We start from the raw sequence: 17631 nt of genomic DNA, 5'->3' as shown, positions 1-17631 counted from the left end.
GAGGCTAAGGAGTTAGCCTACAAATGTCAATCTTGAACTTCCCCTCGGAACTTGGTAAAACCAAGGCATTACAAATAAAAAGGTAACCTAAATGGCTACATTGCTTGAGTATCTTCCGTTAATATTATTTTTTGCCGTTTATAAATTTGTCGATATCTATTGGGCTACAGGCGTACTTATTGTCACTTCTGTGATCCAACTGGCTTATCACTATTTCCAAAGTGGTCATATCGCGACCCGACACTGGGTATTTTTTGCTATAGCACTGGTGCTTGGTGGGATGACAATTTTGTTCCAAGACGAACAGTTCATAATGTGGAAAGCCACTGTCATTTATGCAATTTTAGCGCTATCACTGCTGATTTCTCGATATGTTTTTAAAAAGAATCTAGTAGAAAAAGCACTATTAGGCTTGCTTAAATCAGTGAGCGAAAAAGAACAGGGTGATAAAACCGACAACACACCCATTGTGATCCCAAAATCAATCTATGAGCAACTAAACTTGATGTGGATGATGCTACTGGCCTTTATTTCAGCGCTTAATTTGTATGTGGCATACAACTTTTCACTCGATACTTGGGTTAATTTTAAAGTATTCGGGCTCATGGGCATCACCTTTGTGGCAATCTTGCTGACCATGATGCGCATTTATAAATACTTACCTGAAGACAACGGCTGACCCTAACGACAGAAAACTGCCATATATTCTAAAGAATGTCACTTTTGAGGACATTTTTGCTGCTATAGTTTTTGTAAAACGAAGCAAAGCGAGAATGTCCTTGAACGCAAGTCAATACCGCTGGTGTGAACTGTTTTTAATCTTTTTTTGTTTACCAACTTTGGCATATATATTTCGTGATCATTTGGCCAACTGGCTGTTCCCTGCCCTTATTATCTTGATGATAATATGTAGCTTTTTACTCTTAAATGACCCCCATTTTAAACGCTTTAGACTCACCAGTTTAGGGCAGTTCTCGACGATAAAACGGCGTTTATTTACCACATTTCTCAGTGGTGCACTTTTTTCAGCCATGCTGTATGGCATGTTTAATCAAGAGCATTGGTTTGCCTTTCCTCTTGACTCTACAACGCAGTGGCTGTATTTGCTGGTTGCCTACCCACTGCTGTCGGTACTGCCACAAGAGCTGATATTTAGAAGTTACTTCTTCCACCGCTACAAGCGCATTTTGCCGAAAAAAAGCTCGCGTATCATACTCAGTGCTACGGTGTTTGCACTCGCTCATAGCGTCTACGACAACTGGGTTGCTATCGCCTTGTCATTCGTGGGCGGCCTGTTGTTTTCATACACCTATGCTCACAGCCGTTCACTGATGGTTTGTGTGCTAGAGCACAGTTTATGGGGGTTATGGATATTTACACTTGGACTGGGGCAATACTTAGACTCTGGCGTAACCTTCTAGGGCGTGGCAACAGTCTTTATGGCAATAGGAATCTGACATAAAAAGCCGGGACTTAGCCCGGCTTAACTAAGGTGATAGCGTTTAAAATCCAAATAAGCTAAATGCAAAAAATTTGGTAGCCACTGTGTTAGCAAAGATCACCACCAGTACCACTGGGATGAAAGTAGACAGTGAGAAATTAACGTACTTCTCCACCAAACTGCCAGTATAGCTTTCACAGCCCTGTGCGAGTTCTGCTGATAGATTCGCCTTCTTCCAACGATAAATCACAAACAAACAAACCATAAGGCCGTTAAGTGGCAATATCGTGTCGTAGAAAACATCATAGACTAAGTCAAACATGCTCTTATCACTACCACCATAGCTAACAAACTTGGTCAACCCTTCGACCATGCCAAACGACATAGTACACAATACTGTTAACAAGCCTGTCGATACTGCCAGAATAAGTAATGCCATTTTACGGCTAACACCTTTTTCTTCCATTAAAGCGGAAGTGGGTACTTCAACAATTGATACCAAAGAGGTGATCGCTGCAAAAAACACTAACAAAAAGAAAATAAAAGCAACGATAGATGCACCCACGTAACCAATATCCGTTTGTAGCGCGAGTAAAATCTTGGGTAAGAATTCGAATATCATAGAAACAGATGACTCTGATAGCTCATCAGTATTAGTAGCCGGATTAAAACTAAAGATTGCAGGCAACACCATCAGGCCTGCAATAAATGCAACCAATGAGTCTGTAATCGCTACCATTTTCGCGCCACCAACAATGTCATCCTTTTTAGAGATATAGGACGCGTAAGTCATCAAAATACCCATTCCCAAAGATAGCGAAAAGAATGCTTGTGATAACGCCCCATTAAGCACGCTGGCATTCATTTTAGAAAAGTCAGGCACAATGTAATAGCGCACACCTGCCATAGCGTTATCAAGAGTCAGAACATACGCAACCAGACCAATCAAAAGTACAAACAAGGTTGGCATTAAAAACTTAGCCGCTTTTTCAATCCCCTGTTTCACACCGCCTACGAGGATCAAGTTAACAATAACCCCCACTAACAACATGTACCAGAACACACTCGTTTGATTAATAAACTGCCCAAAATGGCTGGGATTCGCTAATGCATCTAAGTTGCCCAGCGCCGTTTGTGCCAAATATCCAAAAATCCACACCGTGATCACCATGTAGAACACGGCTATCATAAATGGCGTCAAAACAGACAACCCTCCGGCAATAGACCAGCGCTTGTCACCACCAGAAAGTGCTTTGTATGCTCCGTATGGGTCTTTTTGTGCCTTACGGCCCATGGCCATTTCAGCCATCATTACGGGTAAACAAATAAAAGCAACAAACAACGCATAAACCAATAGAAAGGCGCCACCGCCATTTTTTGTCGCTGACACAGGAAAACCAACTAGGTTACCAATACCAACCGCAGATCCTGCGGCCGCTAAGATAAAACCCAGTCGAGAGCTAAAATGCTCACGATTTGCACTCATGCGGAAAACCTTATTATTATTTTTTCGGAATATCCGAGCGACTCTACCAGCCTTGACGTGCGGTTTTCAAGTGTAAAAGGATAAAGGGGTAGACAAATTCCCTAAGCCATTTACAAGACAACGCAAAGCAGACTAATATAAGTGTTTATTTAATTTACCTTTGATTCGCTCCTATGCTGTATATGATTTATTCTACCGACGTTGAAAACTCGTTGGAAAAACGTCTCGCTACTCGGCCAGAACACCTTGCTCGCTTAACTGATCTCAAAGAGCAAAACCGATTGTTTGCAGCTGGGCCATTGCCTGCGATTGATAACGAGGACCCAGGCCAGGCAGGTTTTACGGGCTCGTTGGTAATTGCACAATTTGATTCTTTAGCAGATGCTCAAGCTTGGGCAAGCGCCGATCCATATATTGCTGCGGGCGTCTATGAGCATAGTGTTGTAAAACCGTACAAAAAAGTATTGCCTTAGTTCAGTTTTGGTTAATTACGCTCGTCGTAGAGTGACGTTAAGTGTTAAGCAACCCAAGCCCCGTGGAGCTTAGTAGAATGCGATTGTCAGTTTGTTTCCTGCTTTTTACCTGCCTTACATGCACGCAAGTGCTTGGTCAAACACCCAAGGGTGAACCAATCAGTAAAAAGCAAGCCGTTGAGCTTGCTTTGGCTGAATGTCAGGGTAGAACATTAAAGATTACTGAACAAAGTGACGATTATATAGTCAGAATCTTACGAGATGATGGCCGTGTTGTAGATATCCGCGTCGATAAAAAGAATGGGACAGTCAAGAAGGATTAGAAATGCGAATTTTAGTAATCGAAGATGATGTACAGTTGGCTGAAAATCTGCGTTCGGCTCTTGAAAAAGAAAAATATAGTATCGATTTATGCCACGATGGTGAATCCGGGTTATTTCATTTAACTGAATACCCGTTAGACATGGCTGTGATCGATTTAGGCTTACCTAAAATTGATGGTATTGAAATCATCAGACGTGCCAGAGCTGCTGGTATTAAAATCCCGATTTTAATTTTAACCGCACGTGACCGCTGGCAAGATAAAGTAGAAGGCTTGGATGCAGGTGCAGATGATTATTTAACCAAGCCGTTTCACGTTGAAGAACTGATTGCACGCTGTAACGCACTGATACGCAGAAGTGCTGGACAGGCAAACCCTGAGATCTGCATTGGACCGATTAAAATTCATACTCGCTCACAGCAAGTATGGGTAAACGATCAAGAGCTATCGTTGACCGCTTACGAATACAAGGTTCTTGAATATATGATGGTTAACCCTCAGAAAGTGATATCTAAATCTGAGTTAACCGAGCACATCTACGATCAAGACTTTGACTTGGACTCGAACGTGATTGAAGTATTTGTATTGCGACTGCGCAAGAAACTTGACCCAGATGGTGTTTTAAACCCGGTCGAAACTTTACGTGGTAGAGGATACAGGTTCAAAACTCAGTGGTAAAACCAGCACAAATCTCCCTAAAAATAAGACAAGGATTTATCCTTGTCTTTGTGCTTGTAATAGCACTACCCGCTCTGTTTTTCTCAATTGGTCGTGCATATCATGCATCCTTAGTCGACGCGACAGAAAAAACACTCGAAGCACACCTGTACTCTTTGATCTCTGAAGTAGAATTTCTAGAAGATGGTATTGAAATGCCACGCACCATTCTTGCCCCAGAGTTGAACAGAATAAATTCAGATACCTTTGCACTCATTTATCAAGGGCAAAGCCTAGTGTGGTACTCCGAGTCTGCCGTGAATCTTTCTATCTCGCCAATATTTGATGACTCTGAGGCTGGCGCCGCTGAATTTAAACTTGTTGAATATGGTGACCAAAAGTACTGGCAACTCAGTCTCACCGTGATTTTAGGAAACGCAGATTACTCTCAACACGCCCGATTCATTTTGCTAAGGGATAATAAAGCGCTGGTTGAGTTAATGTCAGGGTTTAGAAATACCCTCATCAACTGGATGCTGGTTATGGGCGTGATAATCGCGGCTTTGATGGCGATAGGTTTTATCTGGAATGCAAGACCACTACAAAGATTAGACAAAGAAATTAAAGAGATTGAGGCTGGTAAAATTGAAAAAATCACAGGTATCTATCCAAAAGAGCTATTAATCATCAAGTCTGATTTAAATCTGCTTCTGGACTCCCAACGTCGCCAGAAAGAACGTTATAGGGCTTCTTTAAGTGATTTAGCGCACGCTCTCAAAACCCCGCTTGCAGTATTAAAGTCCAGTAAACTCGCTGATGATGAGGATGCTCAGGAGCAATTGGACCGCATTAATGCCATGATAGAACATCAGCTTAAACGCGCTGCTACCGGTGCATCTGACACTTGGAAAAAGCAAACACTGATTAAACCAGTACTCGACTCAATTTTAAATGCGATGAAAAAGGTCTATCATGATAAAGACATCACTTTTAATTCGCAGTGCACAGAAAAGATCGCCTTTTTGGGTGATAAAACAGATTTAATGGAGATTTTGGGCAACATTATCGACAACGCATGTAAAGCATGTAAGACACGTGTAGAGATTTGTGTGCGTTTTGATAAAAGCCAAACCCTCGCGCTCGAAATAGAAGATGATGGCCCTGGTATACCGGAGCACCAACGCTCTGAGTTACTCAAAAGGGGTAGCCGTTTAGATACTTATGAAGCTGGCCACGGAGTTGGGATGGCAATTGTGTCTGACTTAGTTAATTCTTACCATGGTACAATGGAGATAGGAAGCTCTAAGTTTTCAGGTGCGAGGTTTTTAATTGAATTCAATTATGAAAAAAATTAGCTCGGCGGCCTTTTTTCTATCGCCACTGATTGCCAATGCAAACCCAACAGATGTTTCCTTAACCGACTGCTCAGCGCTTGAGAGCTACCACCCTATTGACTCTAAAATCTATATTCAATGCCTTGATAGCAATATTGATATGCTGCGAAGATATCAGCAAAGTTGGATCAATAAACTACTTCACGACATAGAAATCCTCCAAGCGCAGACAGGTAATACGCAATTGATGCCCATCATCAAACGAGCTGTTGTATATCAGGAGCAATATATGGAGGACACCTGTAAGTGGCGTTATTTACATACTTTGCCCAACTCTATCAAGGCATCAATCGTACATAAAAAATGTACCGTACGAATGCTACGTCGGCACATTGAAGATTTACAGATACCCTACTAACGTATTCACTACTCTGCGCTACCTAGTAATGTAGATAACCAGTGACCATCTTCGCTATTTTCTAGTGCGATTTTGACCACCATAGTCAGTGGCACTGAAAGCAGCATGCCAACGGTCCCTAACAACCACCCCCAGAAAATCAATGATAAAAATACCACCAATGCTGACAACCCTAACCCACGTCCCATGTATTTGGGCTCTACAATATTACCCATCACTGTATTAATCGTGACATACCCTGCAGCTACTAGGCCAGCTATAATCGGCCCCTGCGTGACCAGGGCCAACAAAACAGCTGGTATCGCGGCGATAATAGAACCAATGTTGGGGATATAGTTGAGAAAAAAAGCAACGACTCCCCAAAGAATAAAATAGTCTATATTCAGTAGCCACAACATCAGCGACGCACACAAGCCTGTCGCCAAAGATACGAGTGTTTTTATCGCAAGATAAGAGTTAATTGACTCCAAGAAACGGTCTATTTGCTTTAGCTTCATTTCAGGATCGTCTAGGGCCAAATGAACCTTATTCGCAATGGTTGGTGCTTCAAACAACATGAACACCACGGTCAAAATAATCAAGAATACATTTGCCATCACCCCACCTAACCCCGTCAGCATAGATGAAGCCATATCGATCATCTTACCTGGGTCAAACAAAGCGATAATTTGTTGTTTATCTATCAAAATATTATGTTGTGCTGCCGCGTCGACCAGCCAGATAAATTTGCTTTGCAATTGCTCACGGTAGTTTGGCAACTGCTGAGAAAAATCGTTTACAGATTGTCCGACCAAACCCGCTATGCTGGTGCCAATCGCCAGAATAAGTGCGATGACTAAAATAATTGCTATCCCTTTTGGGATATTAAAGCGAGCAAAAAACTTCAACAGTGGATTGCAAATAATGGCGATAAAGGCCGCGAGTATAAAAGGAACAACAATATCACTGGCTAACTTTATGCCTGCTAGCACTATTACCAATGATGCAAGTACGACGAGGCTCTTATTTATTCCAGACAATGAAGACACTTGAATTCCTTATTATTTTTTTCAAAGTGTAATTGAATCTAGCTGAAAATAAAACGTTTTGATCTTTATTCAATATTTTCCGTAAATTACCTACACTAATGATATATGAATAGGTTTAGAGCACCGTGTTATGAATATATTGGTAACTGGCGCAACGGGTTTAATCGGTGACCAACTATGTCGCTTTTTGTACAACAAACATCAAGTCAGCGTATTAACCCGAAATATAGTCAAAGCTCAACAGCAATTTAGAAGTCGTGTAACCTGTGTGGATACGTTAGGGCATGTCGATTTTAACAACCTTGATGCCGTGATTAATTTAGCGGGCGAGCCCATCGCTGACAAACGCTGGAGCGCAAAACAAAAACGTGCTATTTGTGAAAGTAGATTAGATATCACTGAGCAACTGGTTACTAAAATAGCGGCTGCACAAACCCCTCCACACACCTTAATCTCCGGCAGTGCCGTTGGATTTTATGGGCGACAGCCAAATGACGTTGTCATTGATGAAACTTGTCATCGTCCGTACCAAGAATTTAGTCATCAGCTTTGTAAACAGTGGGAAGACGTCGCTTTACGTGCTCAAAGTGAGCAAACCAGAGTATGCATTTTGCGCACTGGCATTGTGCTCAGCCAACACGGTGGCGCATTAAAGAAAATGCTGCCTGCGTTCAAGTTTGGTTTAGGCGGACCACTTGCTAGCGGTGAGCAAATGATGTCTTGGATCCACATTGATGATATGGTCCATATCATTTTATATTTACTAAAACATCAAGAGCTTAGCGGTATATTTAATGTTACCGCCCCCTCACCAGTTAGCAATTTGGACTTTACCAAAGCACTTGGACAGGTTTTACATAGGCCAACTGTATTCAAAATGCCCGAAAAAGCACTGCGTCTGATGTTTGGTGAAATGGCTGATTTGCTCATATATGGGCAGGCTGTAATACCTAAGCGAGTCCTAAAATCAGGTTATCACTTTAGGTTTAGCGATATAAACGATGCTTTCACAAGCTTACTAGTGCGAGACAGGTAGCACTTTATTAGCGCTATCCATAAATTACAGATTACTTTATTGAATAGAAACGACAAGCCTTTAACGCCTGTCGTTTCTATGGTCGGGGGATGCTAAGGAAGTACGTTATTAATGAGTTGTGATACGCCAAGCGTTTCAGAGTCTTTCACGTAGCGATAATGCTTTTTAAAGATCCAAAATCCAGTACTTTTATCAAAAGTTTGAAAGCCCACATTGTTACCAGCAACGTCAATGTTGTTTTGTGCAATAGTCACTTTACCATGGTGTCCCGCCTCACGAATTGTGCCATGAGTGTATCCATCCGCCATGATCAACGGATAGTGATATGGCATAAAGCCACTGACCGCGTCATCTTGTGCGCTCAACTGACCGTCCATCGCAACTTGTTGTGAGCAGCTACCAAATTTTGCAGCTTTACTCGCCCCACATGCTGAATGAGAAGCTACCACACCATCATCACTGCCTTTTAGAAACGGACTGGTCACACCCAAAAAGTCACTTGAGTTTGCCACAAATCGCAAACGTGGCGCACGGCTCGAAGGTTGCGGCGCTATTTTACGCGCATTATTAACTTTCAAATCATGCAAAATGCCTAACGCTTCTACCGTTGTGCTACCCAGCCATAGCTTTATCGCGTGCTCAACCAGCGGATCCCAGAAGTGACCACCCATTAAGGCACTCACCGCCGTATCGGCCAACTCACTGCCCCCACCTGCGCCTGCAATATCAAAAGTCGCAACGATATTCAGTGGCTGTAAACCTGCATTTTCAAGCCAATTCGCCTGATTGTCTATAATGTAACGTGCAACTAAGTCCCCAGTTGAATGCGTTAGCAATACGCATCCCGGTTCACATAGGTTTGACTGAGAAAATTGTTTTAGTTTTGGCCATAACCAGTGTGTCGCAATTTTGCCTTCTAGGCGCTCATATGACGGCCAATCGATTCGCTCATCTGCTTTGTTGCCCCAAAACGACTTCCAATATGACTGACCATCGCTGACCACATTTGTCCCACCTGGGTTGAGGAGTTGATCTGGCTGAAAACCGTGGACCAAGATAGTTTTATATTCATTACTGTGCGCTGCAAAACTGCTCAGTACACACAGTATAAAAGCGCCTAGGGCTTTTATGCTCAACTTGCTGCATTTGTTGTTCATGTAAACTCCTGAGTATTTATTATTAGTTGCTTTATGAACTCAGACATCAGACCTCGTATCACTGAGTCATTTCAGTATGTTTAACAAAAACTCAAAATTCAACATTAAATTTACAAAAATGATTCTTAAATGAACGAAAAATGGCAGGCTGACAGATTAATAGCAAAGAAATCAATTAAATATGCTAATATTAAAAAAGTGATTTTTTGCTGAAAAGCCTCCTAAAACCACCATAGATGGCAATTTAAGGAGGTGAATAAGGTATTTTTGGCAGTTAACTGCGAGTAATTAGATAAACTTTTGTCAGCTACAAGTTTCCATCTCTGGCTAACTGACGTAAAAACTCTAAGCTTTGTTGCTCTTCAGAAGAGGCGTTGTAAGGTAGCTGTTGCAAACTATCGAATGCAAAATCTTTAATTTCAAAGGTTTTTATCTCGCTGTTGCCATAACTTGCAGGCTCAGCAGGACTCGGTGACATACGTTCAATGACAAACCCCGACAACAACATGTTCGCTGTATTTGGTCTAAGTACCGACCAGTGTGCTTTTAACATCATGCTTTGTGAGCCTTTTGACAGTTTCTCCTTACTTACGAGATGCGCCAAAGGCTGCCCATCACTTGTGAATAAATTCGCTCTTAGCCGATAAATACCGGGGTTGCTCACCGCAAGATTGAGTTCAATGATCATATTTTCATTTTGAGGGTAAACATCAGTCACTGAAACAATTTTAGCGCTAGGCTGCATATATTGAAACTGCACCACTACTGGGATTTTCTGGTTTTCAAGTTTCACGTTAGCCACAAGTTGCAGAGCACGAGGAAATTGCTTTTCTCCTTTAAAGCGCCCTTCGAAGGGGCTAGTTTGTAACGTTGTTGAGGCATACTCCCGCTGGGTATCAATATCAACTAGCTTAAGTTCTACCTGCTTTAAATTTGGACCTGTCACCTCTATGAGGATGTCTTCTGGATATACGTAACGATACTTAGATAACTTAACACTCAGCGGCTGCTCACTTCCCTCAACCATACTCGTCACCGGATAGAAGTGATTGGGATTGAGCCTATCTTCATCATGCTCGGTTAACGGTTGAGAATAAGGTGGGTATTTGAGCGTTTGCTCGTATTGTATTGCCACATGCTGCGCCGCTTCACTCAACTGGCGAGAGGTGTGTACTGTTGCCTCGGGTTTCGCAGATACCTGCGTCTTTGGCTGTGTTACAGTGCCTGGGAACTGCCCAACAATGGGCACGTTCATATCATTTTTGGGCTTACTGTAAGGCTCTGTTTCTAAGTTTTTTTTCTCCCCAGACAAAAACCACAGCAGTACCGCAGCAACTAGCCCCGCTATCACAAGATAAGTCTTTTTCATACACAACGCACTCCATTGTTAGGGTCATTTCAAGAGCGGAAACTTGCTCATCACCTCAGACCTCTTACCAATTTATTAACATTCAGTATGTAAAACTTATGCGTTGTATTCAAATAAAAGTTCTTAACTTTCATCAAGCATTTTTGCCTTAAACCTTAGGTCATTCGAAACCTCGCTTGTGCTTATAGCACTTCGAAGACTCTAAGTCTTTATGATCTAAATTGAAGTTCAGCTCCACCTCAAACCAAAAGTCTTTCATGAACTTCACCACATCAATAGAGGTACCGTTATAAATCAACGAGTATTTTGTCTAAAAGCTGTGTTAGTTGCTTCAAATCTTCCGTACTAACACTTGGAAAACAGCAGCGTATTTGCTGTGGAATTTGTAAGGCTTGAGACTTGAGTTGTAGTCCTTGGGCTGTCAATGTCACCCATTTTTTGCGTTTATCATGCTCATCTTTGACTATATCCAACAGCGACTTGGCCACCATCTTTTTTAAAATTAAAGTCATTGCCCCACCATCGATGGCTGTTTTTTCAAGCAAGCTGGCAATGGTCAATTTTTCATGTTCCCACATTGCCATCATCACCACATATTGTGGGTAGGTTAAATCAATGGCCTCAAGTAATGGCCGATAACTTCTTACAATACCATTCGCCGCCATATAAAGCCGATGGCATAGCTGATTTTCTAGTTTTAGTTGGCTGTCATTCATTGTATTTACCTCTGGGTACATTTTATTTTGCACACAAAGTATTTGCAAATTTGATTTTAATGAATATACTTTGCATGCAAACTAATTTCCAAATGCACAAGGAGCACATTATGAATAAGTTACAATCTATCGCTTACAGCGCACATGCCACAGCCACTGGTGGCCGCGAAGGTACAGCTAAATCAGATGATTCACGCCTTAACGTGAAGCTGTCAACACCTAAAGGTCTTGGCGGTGACGATGGCCCGGGCACCAACCCAGAGCAATTATTCGCAGCCGGTTATGCTGCGTGCTTTATTGGTGCGCTCAAGTTTGTTGCGGGGCAAAATAAAAAGTCACTACCAACGGATACAAAAATTGACTCGCAGGTGGATATTGGTGCCATCGAAGGTGGCTTTGGTATCGCAGTAAAACTGGTCGTTACCATCCCTTCTATGCCAAAAGAAGAAGCCGAGCAGCTTGTTGAAAAAGCACATCAGGTATGCCCATATTCGAATGCAACTCGCGGTAACATAACTGTTGAACTCACTGTTAATTAATTTAAGGGTTAATAACCAAGTTAACACTCTAACAACTGGGCCTCTTACTCGCTTGAGGCCTTAGCTTATGAAATTAAAATTATATTATTAACTATCAATAGGTTGAACAACCATCCATTTTCCCACTATAAAGCACATCGTTCTAACCATATAATTAGTATGCATTTTCTAATTACTTGTAACTAAAAATATAACAAAAGATTATTGTCTGTTTAATGAAACTACCGTAATCTGTTCCTTGCAATAATCACCATATTGTTCACAAGGAAAATGTATGAATAATAATAAGTTACTTAAAAGGAGCTTGATCAGCACTGCGATTTTTAGCTCTCTGTCCATGATGCCCACCATTGCTACCGCTGATGTTGGTGCCAATGAAGATCAACAATCACTTGAAGTTATTACAGTAACGTCTCGTAAAAAAGTTGAGACTATCCTTGAAATCCCAATGAGTGTTTCAGCTATCTCTGCCGCTGAAATGAGCAACCGAAACTACCTAGACGCCAGTGATATTTACCGCACACTTGCAGGCGCTGCGGCACCGCGAGGCGAGCTAATACTGCGTGGTCTAAGTGGAGGTAATGATACTACACCAGATACAACGGCCATTTTTACCGATGATATCCCTTATGAATTTACCAATCTGGCTGATATCGAACGTGTTGAAATCTTGCGAGGCCCGCAGGGCACACTTTATGGCTCTAACGCCATCGGTGGAACTGTGCGCGTGATCACCAACAAGCCTCGTCTTGATGAGTTTGAGCTATTTGGCACAATGCAAGGTGCGGCTGAAAAGGACGTTGATGGCTATGATAGCAGCATGTCTTTAGGTGTTAATATTCCATTGATTTCAAACACCTTGGCGATGCGCGTTAACGGTAATATTACCAATGACATGGGCCCTATGGTAAACAAAGCAACGGGTGTACAACGCGAGGAAAAAACCAGTTTCTTACGTACCCAGCTATTGTGGCAACCTCAAGATGGCACTACCATCAACTTTGCTTACGTAAGAGATGAGCGCAACCCTCAAGGTACTACTTTAGGTGATACCTCGAAACCAGGTGGCTACTTCAGTTTGGATTACAAAGATAATCCAACCGCAAAGTATGGTTATGACGTCTCTCATAGTTGGAACGAATGTAACCCAAATTGGGGCCGCGTTCGTTGCGTACAAGGTAGTGAATTTGTCACCGGAGCAATAGATAAATACTCTGTATACAACACTTTCGATTACTGGGAAGAAGAGCAGTTTGATTTGTTCTCGGTTGCCGTTAATATCGACAACATCGCCGATATTGCATCGCTATCCTACACCGGCTCTTATCGCGAGTATGAGACCCACTATCTGGATGATTGGTCACGTCTAGACGCGGCAGACATGTTTAAAACATGGATCATCACCCATGATGAAGAAGAGCGCACCACCCATGAACTCAGGTTACAAAACCTTGATGCGAATAGCCCATTAAGTTGGACTGTGGGCTTCTTCTACGATAAGACCGAAGAGCCAAATACACCAGATTATCAATGGCAATACCTAGAGCTTGGCGATAAAGTTTCAGCGGCTGCTGAATATTGGTGGGGAGTTGATGCCCGTCAAATGGGTATAGATAAGTTTAGTGACCCTGCAAAAATTTGGAACTTAAGACGCTACAGCGCTTGGGACGAAGAGCAAGCCTTGTTTGCAGATGTAAGTTACACATTCCAAACTCAAGAGTTGGGTGAGTTTGAACTCAACGCGGGTGTGCGTCGTTTTGACCTTGAGGACTACAGTCATACCGAGACCGAAGGTGTATGGTCAGAAAGCGTGACGCTTACCTCAGGTAAAGAAGATGGCAATCGCTATAAGCTAAGTGCCTCATGGCGACCTGAAAAGCATTACTCTGTATATGCTCTGTATTCTGAGGGCTATCGACCTGGCGGTAACAATGGACCATTGGCACAAGCCTGTGTTAACGACCCTAAAGCAGGAAACAGAAAAGACCGTTATACATCAGATGCAATCGATAACTATGAGTTAGGTGTTAAGGCGTCACTATTTGATGGCCGCTTCAGCTTTAGCTCTGCAATCTATAATATCGATTGGACAGACATCAAAACTGACATCTATATGGACACTTGTGGCTTTAGTTATACAGCCAACGCAGGTGCCGCTCGCTCTCGTGGCCTTGAATTTGAGTCTACCGCAAATCTAACCGATGACTTATCACTCATTGTTAACGCTTCTTATACCAAGTCAGAGTTAACAGAAGACAATGCATCCATTGGCGGAAGTAAAGGCGATGAAATGGCGCTAGTTCCTAAGTACAACGCCTACATTGCGCTTGACCAAGAGTTTGAGTTTAGAGGCCGTCCAGCGTTTATTCGCGCAGATGTCAGTGCTTACGGTAAGTACAAAACTCACTTTAATACCAAAGATGGTGACAATGTGCCGGCGTATCAAGTGTTCAACTTATCGGCTCGATATGAAGTAAACGATAACGTTAAACTTAGCTTGCACCTGAACAATGTGTTTGATAAAGAAACAGTTAAATATCAGAATGATAGAAGCAGAAGTGACAGTGCAACTGCACAAAAATACATTGAATTCTTACCAGGCAGAACATTGGCAGTACGTTTAGATTATATTTTCTTCTAAGCGGCGCTTGCCTAGACATAAAAAATCCGATGCTAGCATCGGATTTTTTTATAAATAGAGTTTATTTTTTCAAAACTCTTAACAGCCGTTCGGTGTCAAGCTCGCTCTGCGCTGCACTCAAATAGTGCGCTAGGCATACCTCAAAGCTCACTTCTTCACCTTGAAGCTTAGCGTCTAGCATTGCTACCTGCTCAACCATACGCTGCTTTTTCATCTCTTGTGGCGATTCCACGTCTGCCAAAATTTCTAAACGAAGCATAAGCTGTGCTGGAACTAACTCCGTCGTGCCCTTTGGCTGCTGCCAAGTGGTAGGTAACGACTCACCCGCTTCAATTGCGTTTATAAGTTCAACATACTTTTGCTTATCCTGTTTCGCCTTTAATTGCTGTTGCAACTGAGCAATTTTATCCAACAGAGCTGCTTTTAGCTTTCGCAAACTGGGCACTAAATCCAGTGCTGAGACCTCAGCTGCCAATTTAGCTAGCTCCTCAACTGACTCTGCTTCATGCAGCTTTGAGGCATAGGCGTCCAACTGTGCCTGCTGCTCAACTTCGTGCTCAGATTGTTGCTGCTTTTGTAGTTCAAACTGCTCACTGTGTTTAGAAAATACTGCATCATTATGCTTTCTAAACGTCTGCCAAAGCGTATGTTCCTGCTTAGAGCCCGCAAAACCAATATTTTGCCACTGCTTTTGTAGTGCTTTTAGCTGTTCACATGCATCAGCCAGATCTTCAGATTCTAGTTGCTGCTGTGCCTGCTCCACAAGCTGTTGTTTAAGCCTAGCGTTGGCTTGATGATATGACTTCAAACGCTCGTTAACCGAACTGTAAACTGCTCGATAGTCGCCATTCAATGCCTTGTATACCGAACCATCTACGCTTCCAGCTGTACGCCACTGTTTTGCTAAACGGTTGAATTGGCTTTCAAACTGACGCCAGTCAAAGTTATCTGCATCTGCTTGTTGTGCCTCAAGTACTTTCATTTGCTCAATGATCTGAACCCGAGCCTGTTTTGCTTCTTCTCGCTGTTGCTCTTGCTGGGCAAAAAACTCACGACATGGAGCAAATAACAGCTCAATTTTTTCATCAAACTGCTGTGCCTGTGCCTTTTCTTCATCCGTATCTACACGGCCCAGCTCATTCCAACGAATACGAAGTAGTTTAACTTCTTCTGCGCGTTTTTTCGGATCTACATCTGTTTGCGCGAGCATTTCATCAACCTGTGTCAACAGTTCTCCACGCTTAGGGGTTGCTGCATATTTCTGCCAGTCACGTACTTCCTGTAACGACTCGTTCAAGCCCGTGTATAACTTTTCGATACTCTGCTGATTATTTTCAGTCAGTTGTTGATAATGCTCCAAGAAACCATTAAACACCCCAAAGGCAACATTGAAACGTCCCTGCTCAATCAAACGCTGTACGTCTTTACCTTTACGTCTAGCTTGCTTTAAGTGGTTTTGTTGCTCATCCAACAACGGTGCAATACCTTGTTTAAACTGTTTGCTTAACGCTTGTAATTGCTCAGATGCCTGCTTTTGAAGATCATCGGGAAGCTGACGCAAAATAGCTTTACATTCATCATAGGCTGATTTTTGCTCAGCCACTCTTTTGTCCAGCAGCTCTTTTTCGTCAGTAGGCTTGATAGCTTCTAGTGCCTCCAAAGCCGTTTTTATTTGTTTGCTTGCCGCAATAAGTTCTGGTATCTGAGTCAACTGCTGAGCAAAGGTTTCGATACGCTTGCGCTGCTCTACTAATTCTTTACAGTCCGCAAATTGGCTCTGAGCGAGCATACTACTTAGTTGAGTTAACTGTTCATCTAATGACTTGCTTTGCTGCTCATCTAACTCACTAATTGCCTTAGCTAATTGCTGTGCAAACGCATCAATCGCAGCTATGCTTGATTTAATTTCATTTGCTTTAGCTTGTTCTGCCTGTATTTTAGCTTGCTCGGCCTCAAACTCAGCCTTTTGCTTTGCGATGTGCTGTTCAAGCTTCTTGTTGATGCTGGTAAACTTCTTATCAACTGCCTTAATCGCTTCGTCATCTAGCCATTTTAGTTCAATCTCTTGCCACTCACTTAATAGCGCTTTCGCTTGTTCATTAACTTGCTGATAATCGAACTTGTCGCGTAGTGCGTTCAGCTTCGCCAACACCATTTTGGTTTGCTGCTCAACCTGTTGCGGCATTTCTTTGGCAAGCCTCTGCTGCTCAATTCGCTGTTCAATAGCGGTTTTCGCTTCACCTTGCGCACTTTTCAAAACTGCTTTATCTAATTGATATTGCTCTGTAAGAGGTAACAACGCGACTTGTACCGCCTCGCAGCCCTCTTTAAAAGCCCGCTCTATGAGCTTCGCGTTTGCTAAACGTTTGAGCAGTTTAACTCTAAATTGTATTTCACCTTCTGAAAAAGCGAGCTTTTCAAGCAATTTGGTCGGAGCGTATTTGTCGATATACTCGCTACGAATGTCATCACTCAGTGCGTCATTTTTGTTAAGCACTGCGCTGGAAATCTGCTGCTCTGCCAATTCTTTTAAGCTTTGGTCCTGCTTATATGCTTGCCACCACAACACCAGATCATTAACCTTGTGCAATGCTTTCTTGCGGATCTCTGTTGAGCTATCTTGCAAGGCTAAGGTTTGTAATACCTCCGCGTCTTTCCCTGTATCTAATTTATCAACTGCCGCCAAACGTACTGCCGTTTTTGGGTGCTTCCATTTAGGCGTAAAAAGGTGTTTAAAGATCATGTTCACTGAACCTAGCTATTTCATTTTGGGTTTTAAATTCTTGTTGTAACTCACGCTTTGACTTTTGAACCATTTCGCCGCGCTCATTAATGGTAAATTGCTCATTACTTTTAGCAACTTTCGCCTGATATAGCATCACTAACTGCACCGTTTGGGCTTTTTGCGCCTCGTTAAGCGGCGTACCATCTGGCCATTTGCCTGTTGCAGCACCATACTGGAGACGCTCGTACACTTCTGGTGTTAAGCTTTTTACTATACTGTCAATATTCAT

Annotated in this window: 17 protein-coding genes; 10 read left to right on the top strand and 7 right to left on the bottom strand. The window is 42.5% G+C overall.

Annotated features, from left to right (window positions below; genetic code table 11):
• Positions 1-91 precede the first annotated feature (91 nt).
• Positions 92-679 carry an inner membrane-spanning protein YciB gene (locus tag BET10_RS17515; RefSeq protein ID WP_070986875.1) on the top strand — a complete coding sequence of 196 codons (588 nt, stop codon included), beginning with the start codon at positions 92-94 and terminating at the stop codon, positions 677-679.
• Between the two features lie 100 nt (positions 680-779).
• Positions 780-1421 carry a CPBP family intramembrane glutamic endopeptidase gene (locus BET10_RS17510; protein WP_070986953.1) on the top strand — a complete coding sequence of 214 codons (642 nt, stop codon included), beginning with the start codon at positions 780-782 and terminating at the stop codon, positions 1419-1421.
• 81 nt (positions 1422-1502) lie between these two features.
• On the opposite strand, the gene BET10_RS17505 is transcribed toward BET10_RS17510, so the two are convergent.
• Positions 1503-2927: a sodium-dependent transporter gene (locus tag BET10_RS17505; protein WP_070986874.1), complete on the bottom strand. Its 1425-nt coding sequence runs from the start codon at positions 2925-2927 to the stop codon at positions 1503-1505.
• Between the two features lie 173 nt (positions 2928-3100).
• Here BET10_RS17505 and BET10_RS17500 point away from each other — a divergent pair, with 173 nt between their 5' ends.
• From BET10_RS17500 to BET10_RS17480, 5 genes are all read left to right on the top strand, one after another.
• A complete protein-coding gene (locus tag BET10_RS17500; protein WP_070986873.1) occupies positions 3101-3400 on the top strand; it encodes a YciI family protein in 300 nt (99 codons plus the stop codon).
• 77 nt (positions 3401-3477) lie between these two features.
• Entirely contained in the window at positions 3478-3723 is a 246-nt protein-coding gene (locus tag BET10_RS17495; RefSeq protein ID WP_070986872.1) for a PepSY domain-containing protein, read from the top strand.
• A gap of 2 nt (positions 3724-3725) precedes the next feature.
• Complete coding sequence (locus BET10_RS17490) at positions 3726-4400, top strand: response regulator transcription factor (RefSeq protein ID WP_070986871.1); 675 nt, start codon at positions 3726-3728, stop codon at positions 4398-4400.
• On the top strand, positions 4394-5734 hold the full coding sequence (locus tag BET10_RS17485; protein ID WP_070986870.1) for an ATP-binding protein: 1341 nt from the start codon (positions 4394-4396) through the stop codon (positions 5732-5734). Before BET10_RS17490 ends, BET10_RS17485 begins: the two co-directional genes overlap by 7 nt.
• Positions 5721-6131 (top strand): hypothetical protein, encoded by a 411-nt coding sequence (locus BET10_RS17480; RefSeq protein ID WP_070986869.1) that lies wholly within the window; start codon positions 5721-5723, stop codon positions 6129-6131. The genes BET10_RS17485 and BET10_RS17480 overlap by 14 nt, the downstream gene beginning before the upstream one ends.
• Positions 6132-6139: 8 nt before the next feature.
• Here the strand turns inward: BET10_RS17480 and BET10_RS17475 are convergent, their stop codons facing one another.
• On the bottom strand, positions 6140-7159 hold the full coding sequence (locus tag BET10_RS17475) for an AI-2E family transporter (protein ID WP_070986868.1): 1020 nt from the start codon (positions 7157-7159) through the stop codon (positions 6140-6142).
• 130 nt (positions 7160-7289) lie between these two features.
• Here BET10_RS17475 and BET10_RS17470 point away from each other — a divergent pair, with 130 nt between their 5' ends.
• The gene (locus tag BET10_RS17470; protein WP_070986867.1) at positions 7290-8195 is read left to right on the top strand and encodes a TIGR01777 family oxidoreductase; all 906 of its coding nucleotides are present in this window, start codon (positions 7290-7292) and stop codon (positions 8193-8195) included.
• A 92-nt stretch (positions 8196-8287) separates the two neighbouring features.
• On the opposite strand, the gene BET10_RS17465 is transcribed toward BET10_RS17470, so the two are convergent.
• From BET10_RS17465 to BET10_RS17455, 3 genes are all read right to left on the bottom strand, one after another.
• Entirely contained in the window at positions 8288-9352 is a 1065-nt protein-coding gene (locus BET10_RS17465; protein WP_070986866.1) for a hypothetical protein, read from the bottom strand.
• 307 nt (positions 9353-9659) lie between these two features.
• Positions 9660-10721, bottom strand: coding sequence for a hypothetical protein (locus BET10_RS17460; RefSeq protein WP_070986865.1), 1062 nt, complete (start codon positions 10719-10721; stop codon positions 9660-9662).
• Positions 10722-11008: 287 nt separating this feature from the next.
• Positions 11009-11437: a MarR family winged helix-turn-helix transcriptional regulator gene (locus tag BET10_RS17455; RefSeq protein WP_070986864.1), complete on the bottom strand. Its 429-nt coding sequence runs from the start codon at positions 11435-11437 to the stop codon at positions 11009-11011.
• 110 nt (positions 11438-11547) lie between these two features.
• Between BET10_RS17455 and BET10_RS17450 the strand changes: the two genes are divergently transcribed.
• Entirely contained in the window at positions 11548-11976 is a 429-nt protein-coding gene (locus BET10_RS17450) for an organic hydroperoxide resistance protein (protein ID WP_070986863.1), read from the top strand.
• A 274-nt stretch (positions 11977-12250) separates the two neighbouring features.
• Positions 12251-14617 (top strand): TonB-dependent receptor, encoded by a 2367-nt coding sequence (locus BET10_RS17445; protein ID WP_070986862.1) that lies wholly within the window; start codon positions 12251-12253, stop codon positions 14615-14617.
• A gap of 61 nt (positions 14618-14678) precedes the next feature.
• On the opposite strand, the gene BET10_RS17440 is transcribed toward BET10_RS17445, so the two are convergent.
• Both BET10_RS17440 and BET10_RS17435 read right to left on the bottom strand, forming a co-directional pair.
• Entirely contained in the window at positions 14679-17360 is a 2682-nt protein-coding gene (locus BET10_RS17440; protein WP_070986861.1) for a DUF349 domain-containing protein, read from the bottom strand.
• Positions 17350-17631 carry a YeaC family protein gene (locus BET10_RS17435; RefSeq protein WP_070986860.1) on the bottom strand — a complete coding sequence of 94 codons (282 nt, stop codon included), beginning with the start codon at positions 17629-17631 and terminating at the stop codon, positions 17350-17352. The genes BET10_RS17440 and BET10_RS17435 overlap by 11 nt, the downstream gene beginning before the upstream one ends.

It is taken from the genome of Pseudoalteromonas amylolytica (genome assembly GCF_001854605.1).
Lineage (GTDB): Bacteria > Pseudomonadota > Gammaproteobacteria > Enterobacterales > Alteromonadaceae > Pseudoalteromonas > Pseudoalteromonas amylolytica.
The sequence above is the reverse complement of the archived record's forward strand: the minus strand, read 5'-3'. Positions and strand labels throughout refer to the sequence as shown.

What these genes read in the sequence shown, in the direction of transcription:
- BET10_RS17515 (WP_070986875.1), top strand. Translation starts at nt 92, where the DNA reads ATGGCTACATTGCTTGAGTATCTTCCGTTAATATTATTTTTTGCCGTT.
- BET10_RS17505 (WP_070986874.1), bottom strand. Translation starts at nt 2,927, where the DNA reads ATGAGTGCAAATCGTGAGCATTTTAGCTCTCGACTGGGTTTTATCTTA.
- BET10_RS17500 (WP_070986873.1), top strand. Translation starts at nt 3,101, where the DNA reads ATGCTGTATATGATTTATTCTACCGACGTTGAAAACTCGTTGGAAAAA.
- BET10_RS17495 (WP_070986872.1), top strand. Translation starts at nt 3,478, where the DNA reads ATGCGATTGTCAGTTTGTTTCCTGCTTTTTACCTGCCTTACATGCACG.
- BET10_RS17490 (WP_070986871.1), top strand. Translation starts at nt 3,726, where the DNA reads ATGCGAATTTTAGTAATCGAAGATGATGTACAGTTGGCTGAAAATCTG.
- BET10_RS17480 (WP_070986869.1), top strand. Translation starts at nt 5,721, where the DNA reads ATGAAAAAAATTAGCTCGGCGGCCTTTTTTCTATCGCCACTGATTGCC.
- BET10_RS17470 (WP_070986867.1), top strand. Translation starts at nt 7,290, where the DNA reads ATGAATATATTGGTAACTGGCGCAACGGGTTTAATCGGTGACCAACTA.
- BET10_RS17465 (WP_070986866.1), bottom strand. Translation starts at nt 9,352, where the DNA reads ATGAACAACAAATGCAGCAAGTTGAGCATAAAAGCCCTAGGCGCTTTT.
- BET10_RS17460 (WP_070986865.1), bottom strand. Translation starts at nt 10,721, where the DNA reads ATGAAAAAGACTTATCTTGTGATAGCGGGGCTAGTTGCTGCGGTACTG.
- BET10_RS17455 (WP_070986864.1), bottom strand. Translation starts at nt 11,437, where the DNA reads ATGAATGACAGCCAACTAAAACTAGAAAATCAGCTATGCCATCGGCTT.
- BET10_RS17450 (WP_070986863.1), top strand. Translation starts at nt 11,548, where the DNA reads ATGAATAAGTTACAATCTATCGCTTACAGCGCACATGCCACAGCCACT.
- BET10_RS17445 (WP_070986862.1), top strand. Translation starts at nt 12,251, where the DNA reads ATGAATAATAATAAGTTACTTAAAAGGAGCTTGATCAGCACTGCGATT.
- BET10_RS17440 (WP_070986861.1), bottom strand. Translation starts at nt 17,360, where the DNA reads ATGATCTTTAAACACCTTTTTACGCCTAAATGGAAGCACCCAAAAACG.
- BET10_RS17435 (WP_070986860.1), bottom strand. Translation starts at nt 17,631, where the DNA reads ATGAATATTGACAGTATAGTAAAAAGCTTAACACCAGAAGTGTACGAG.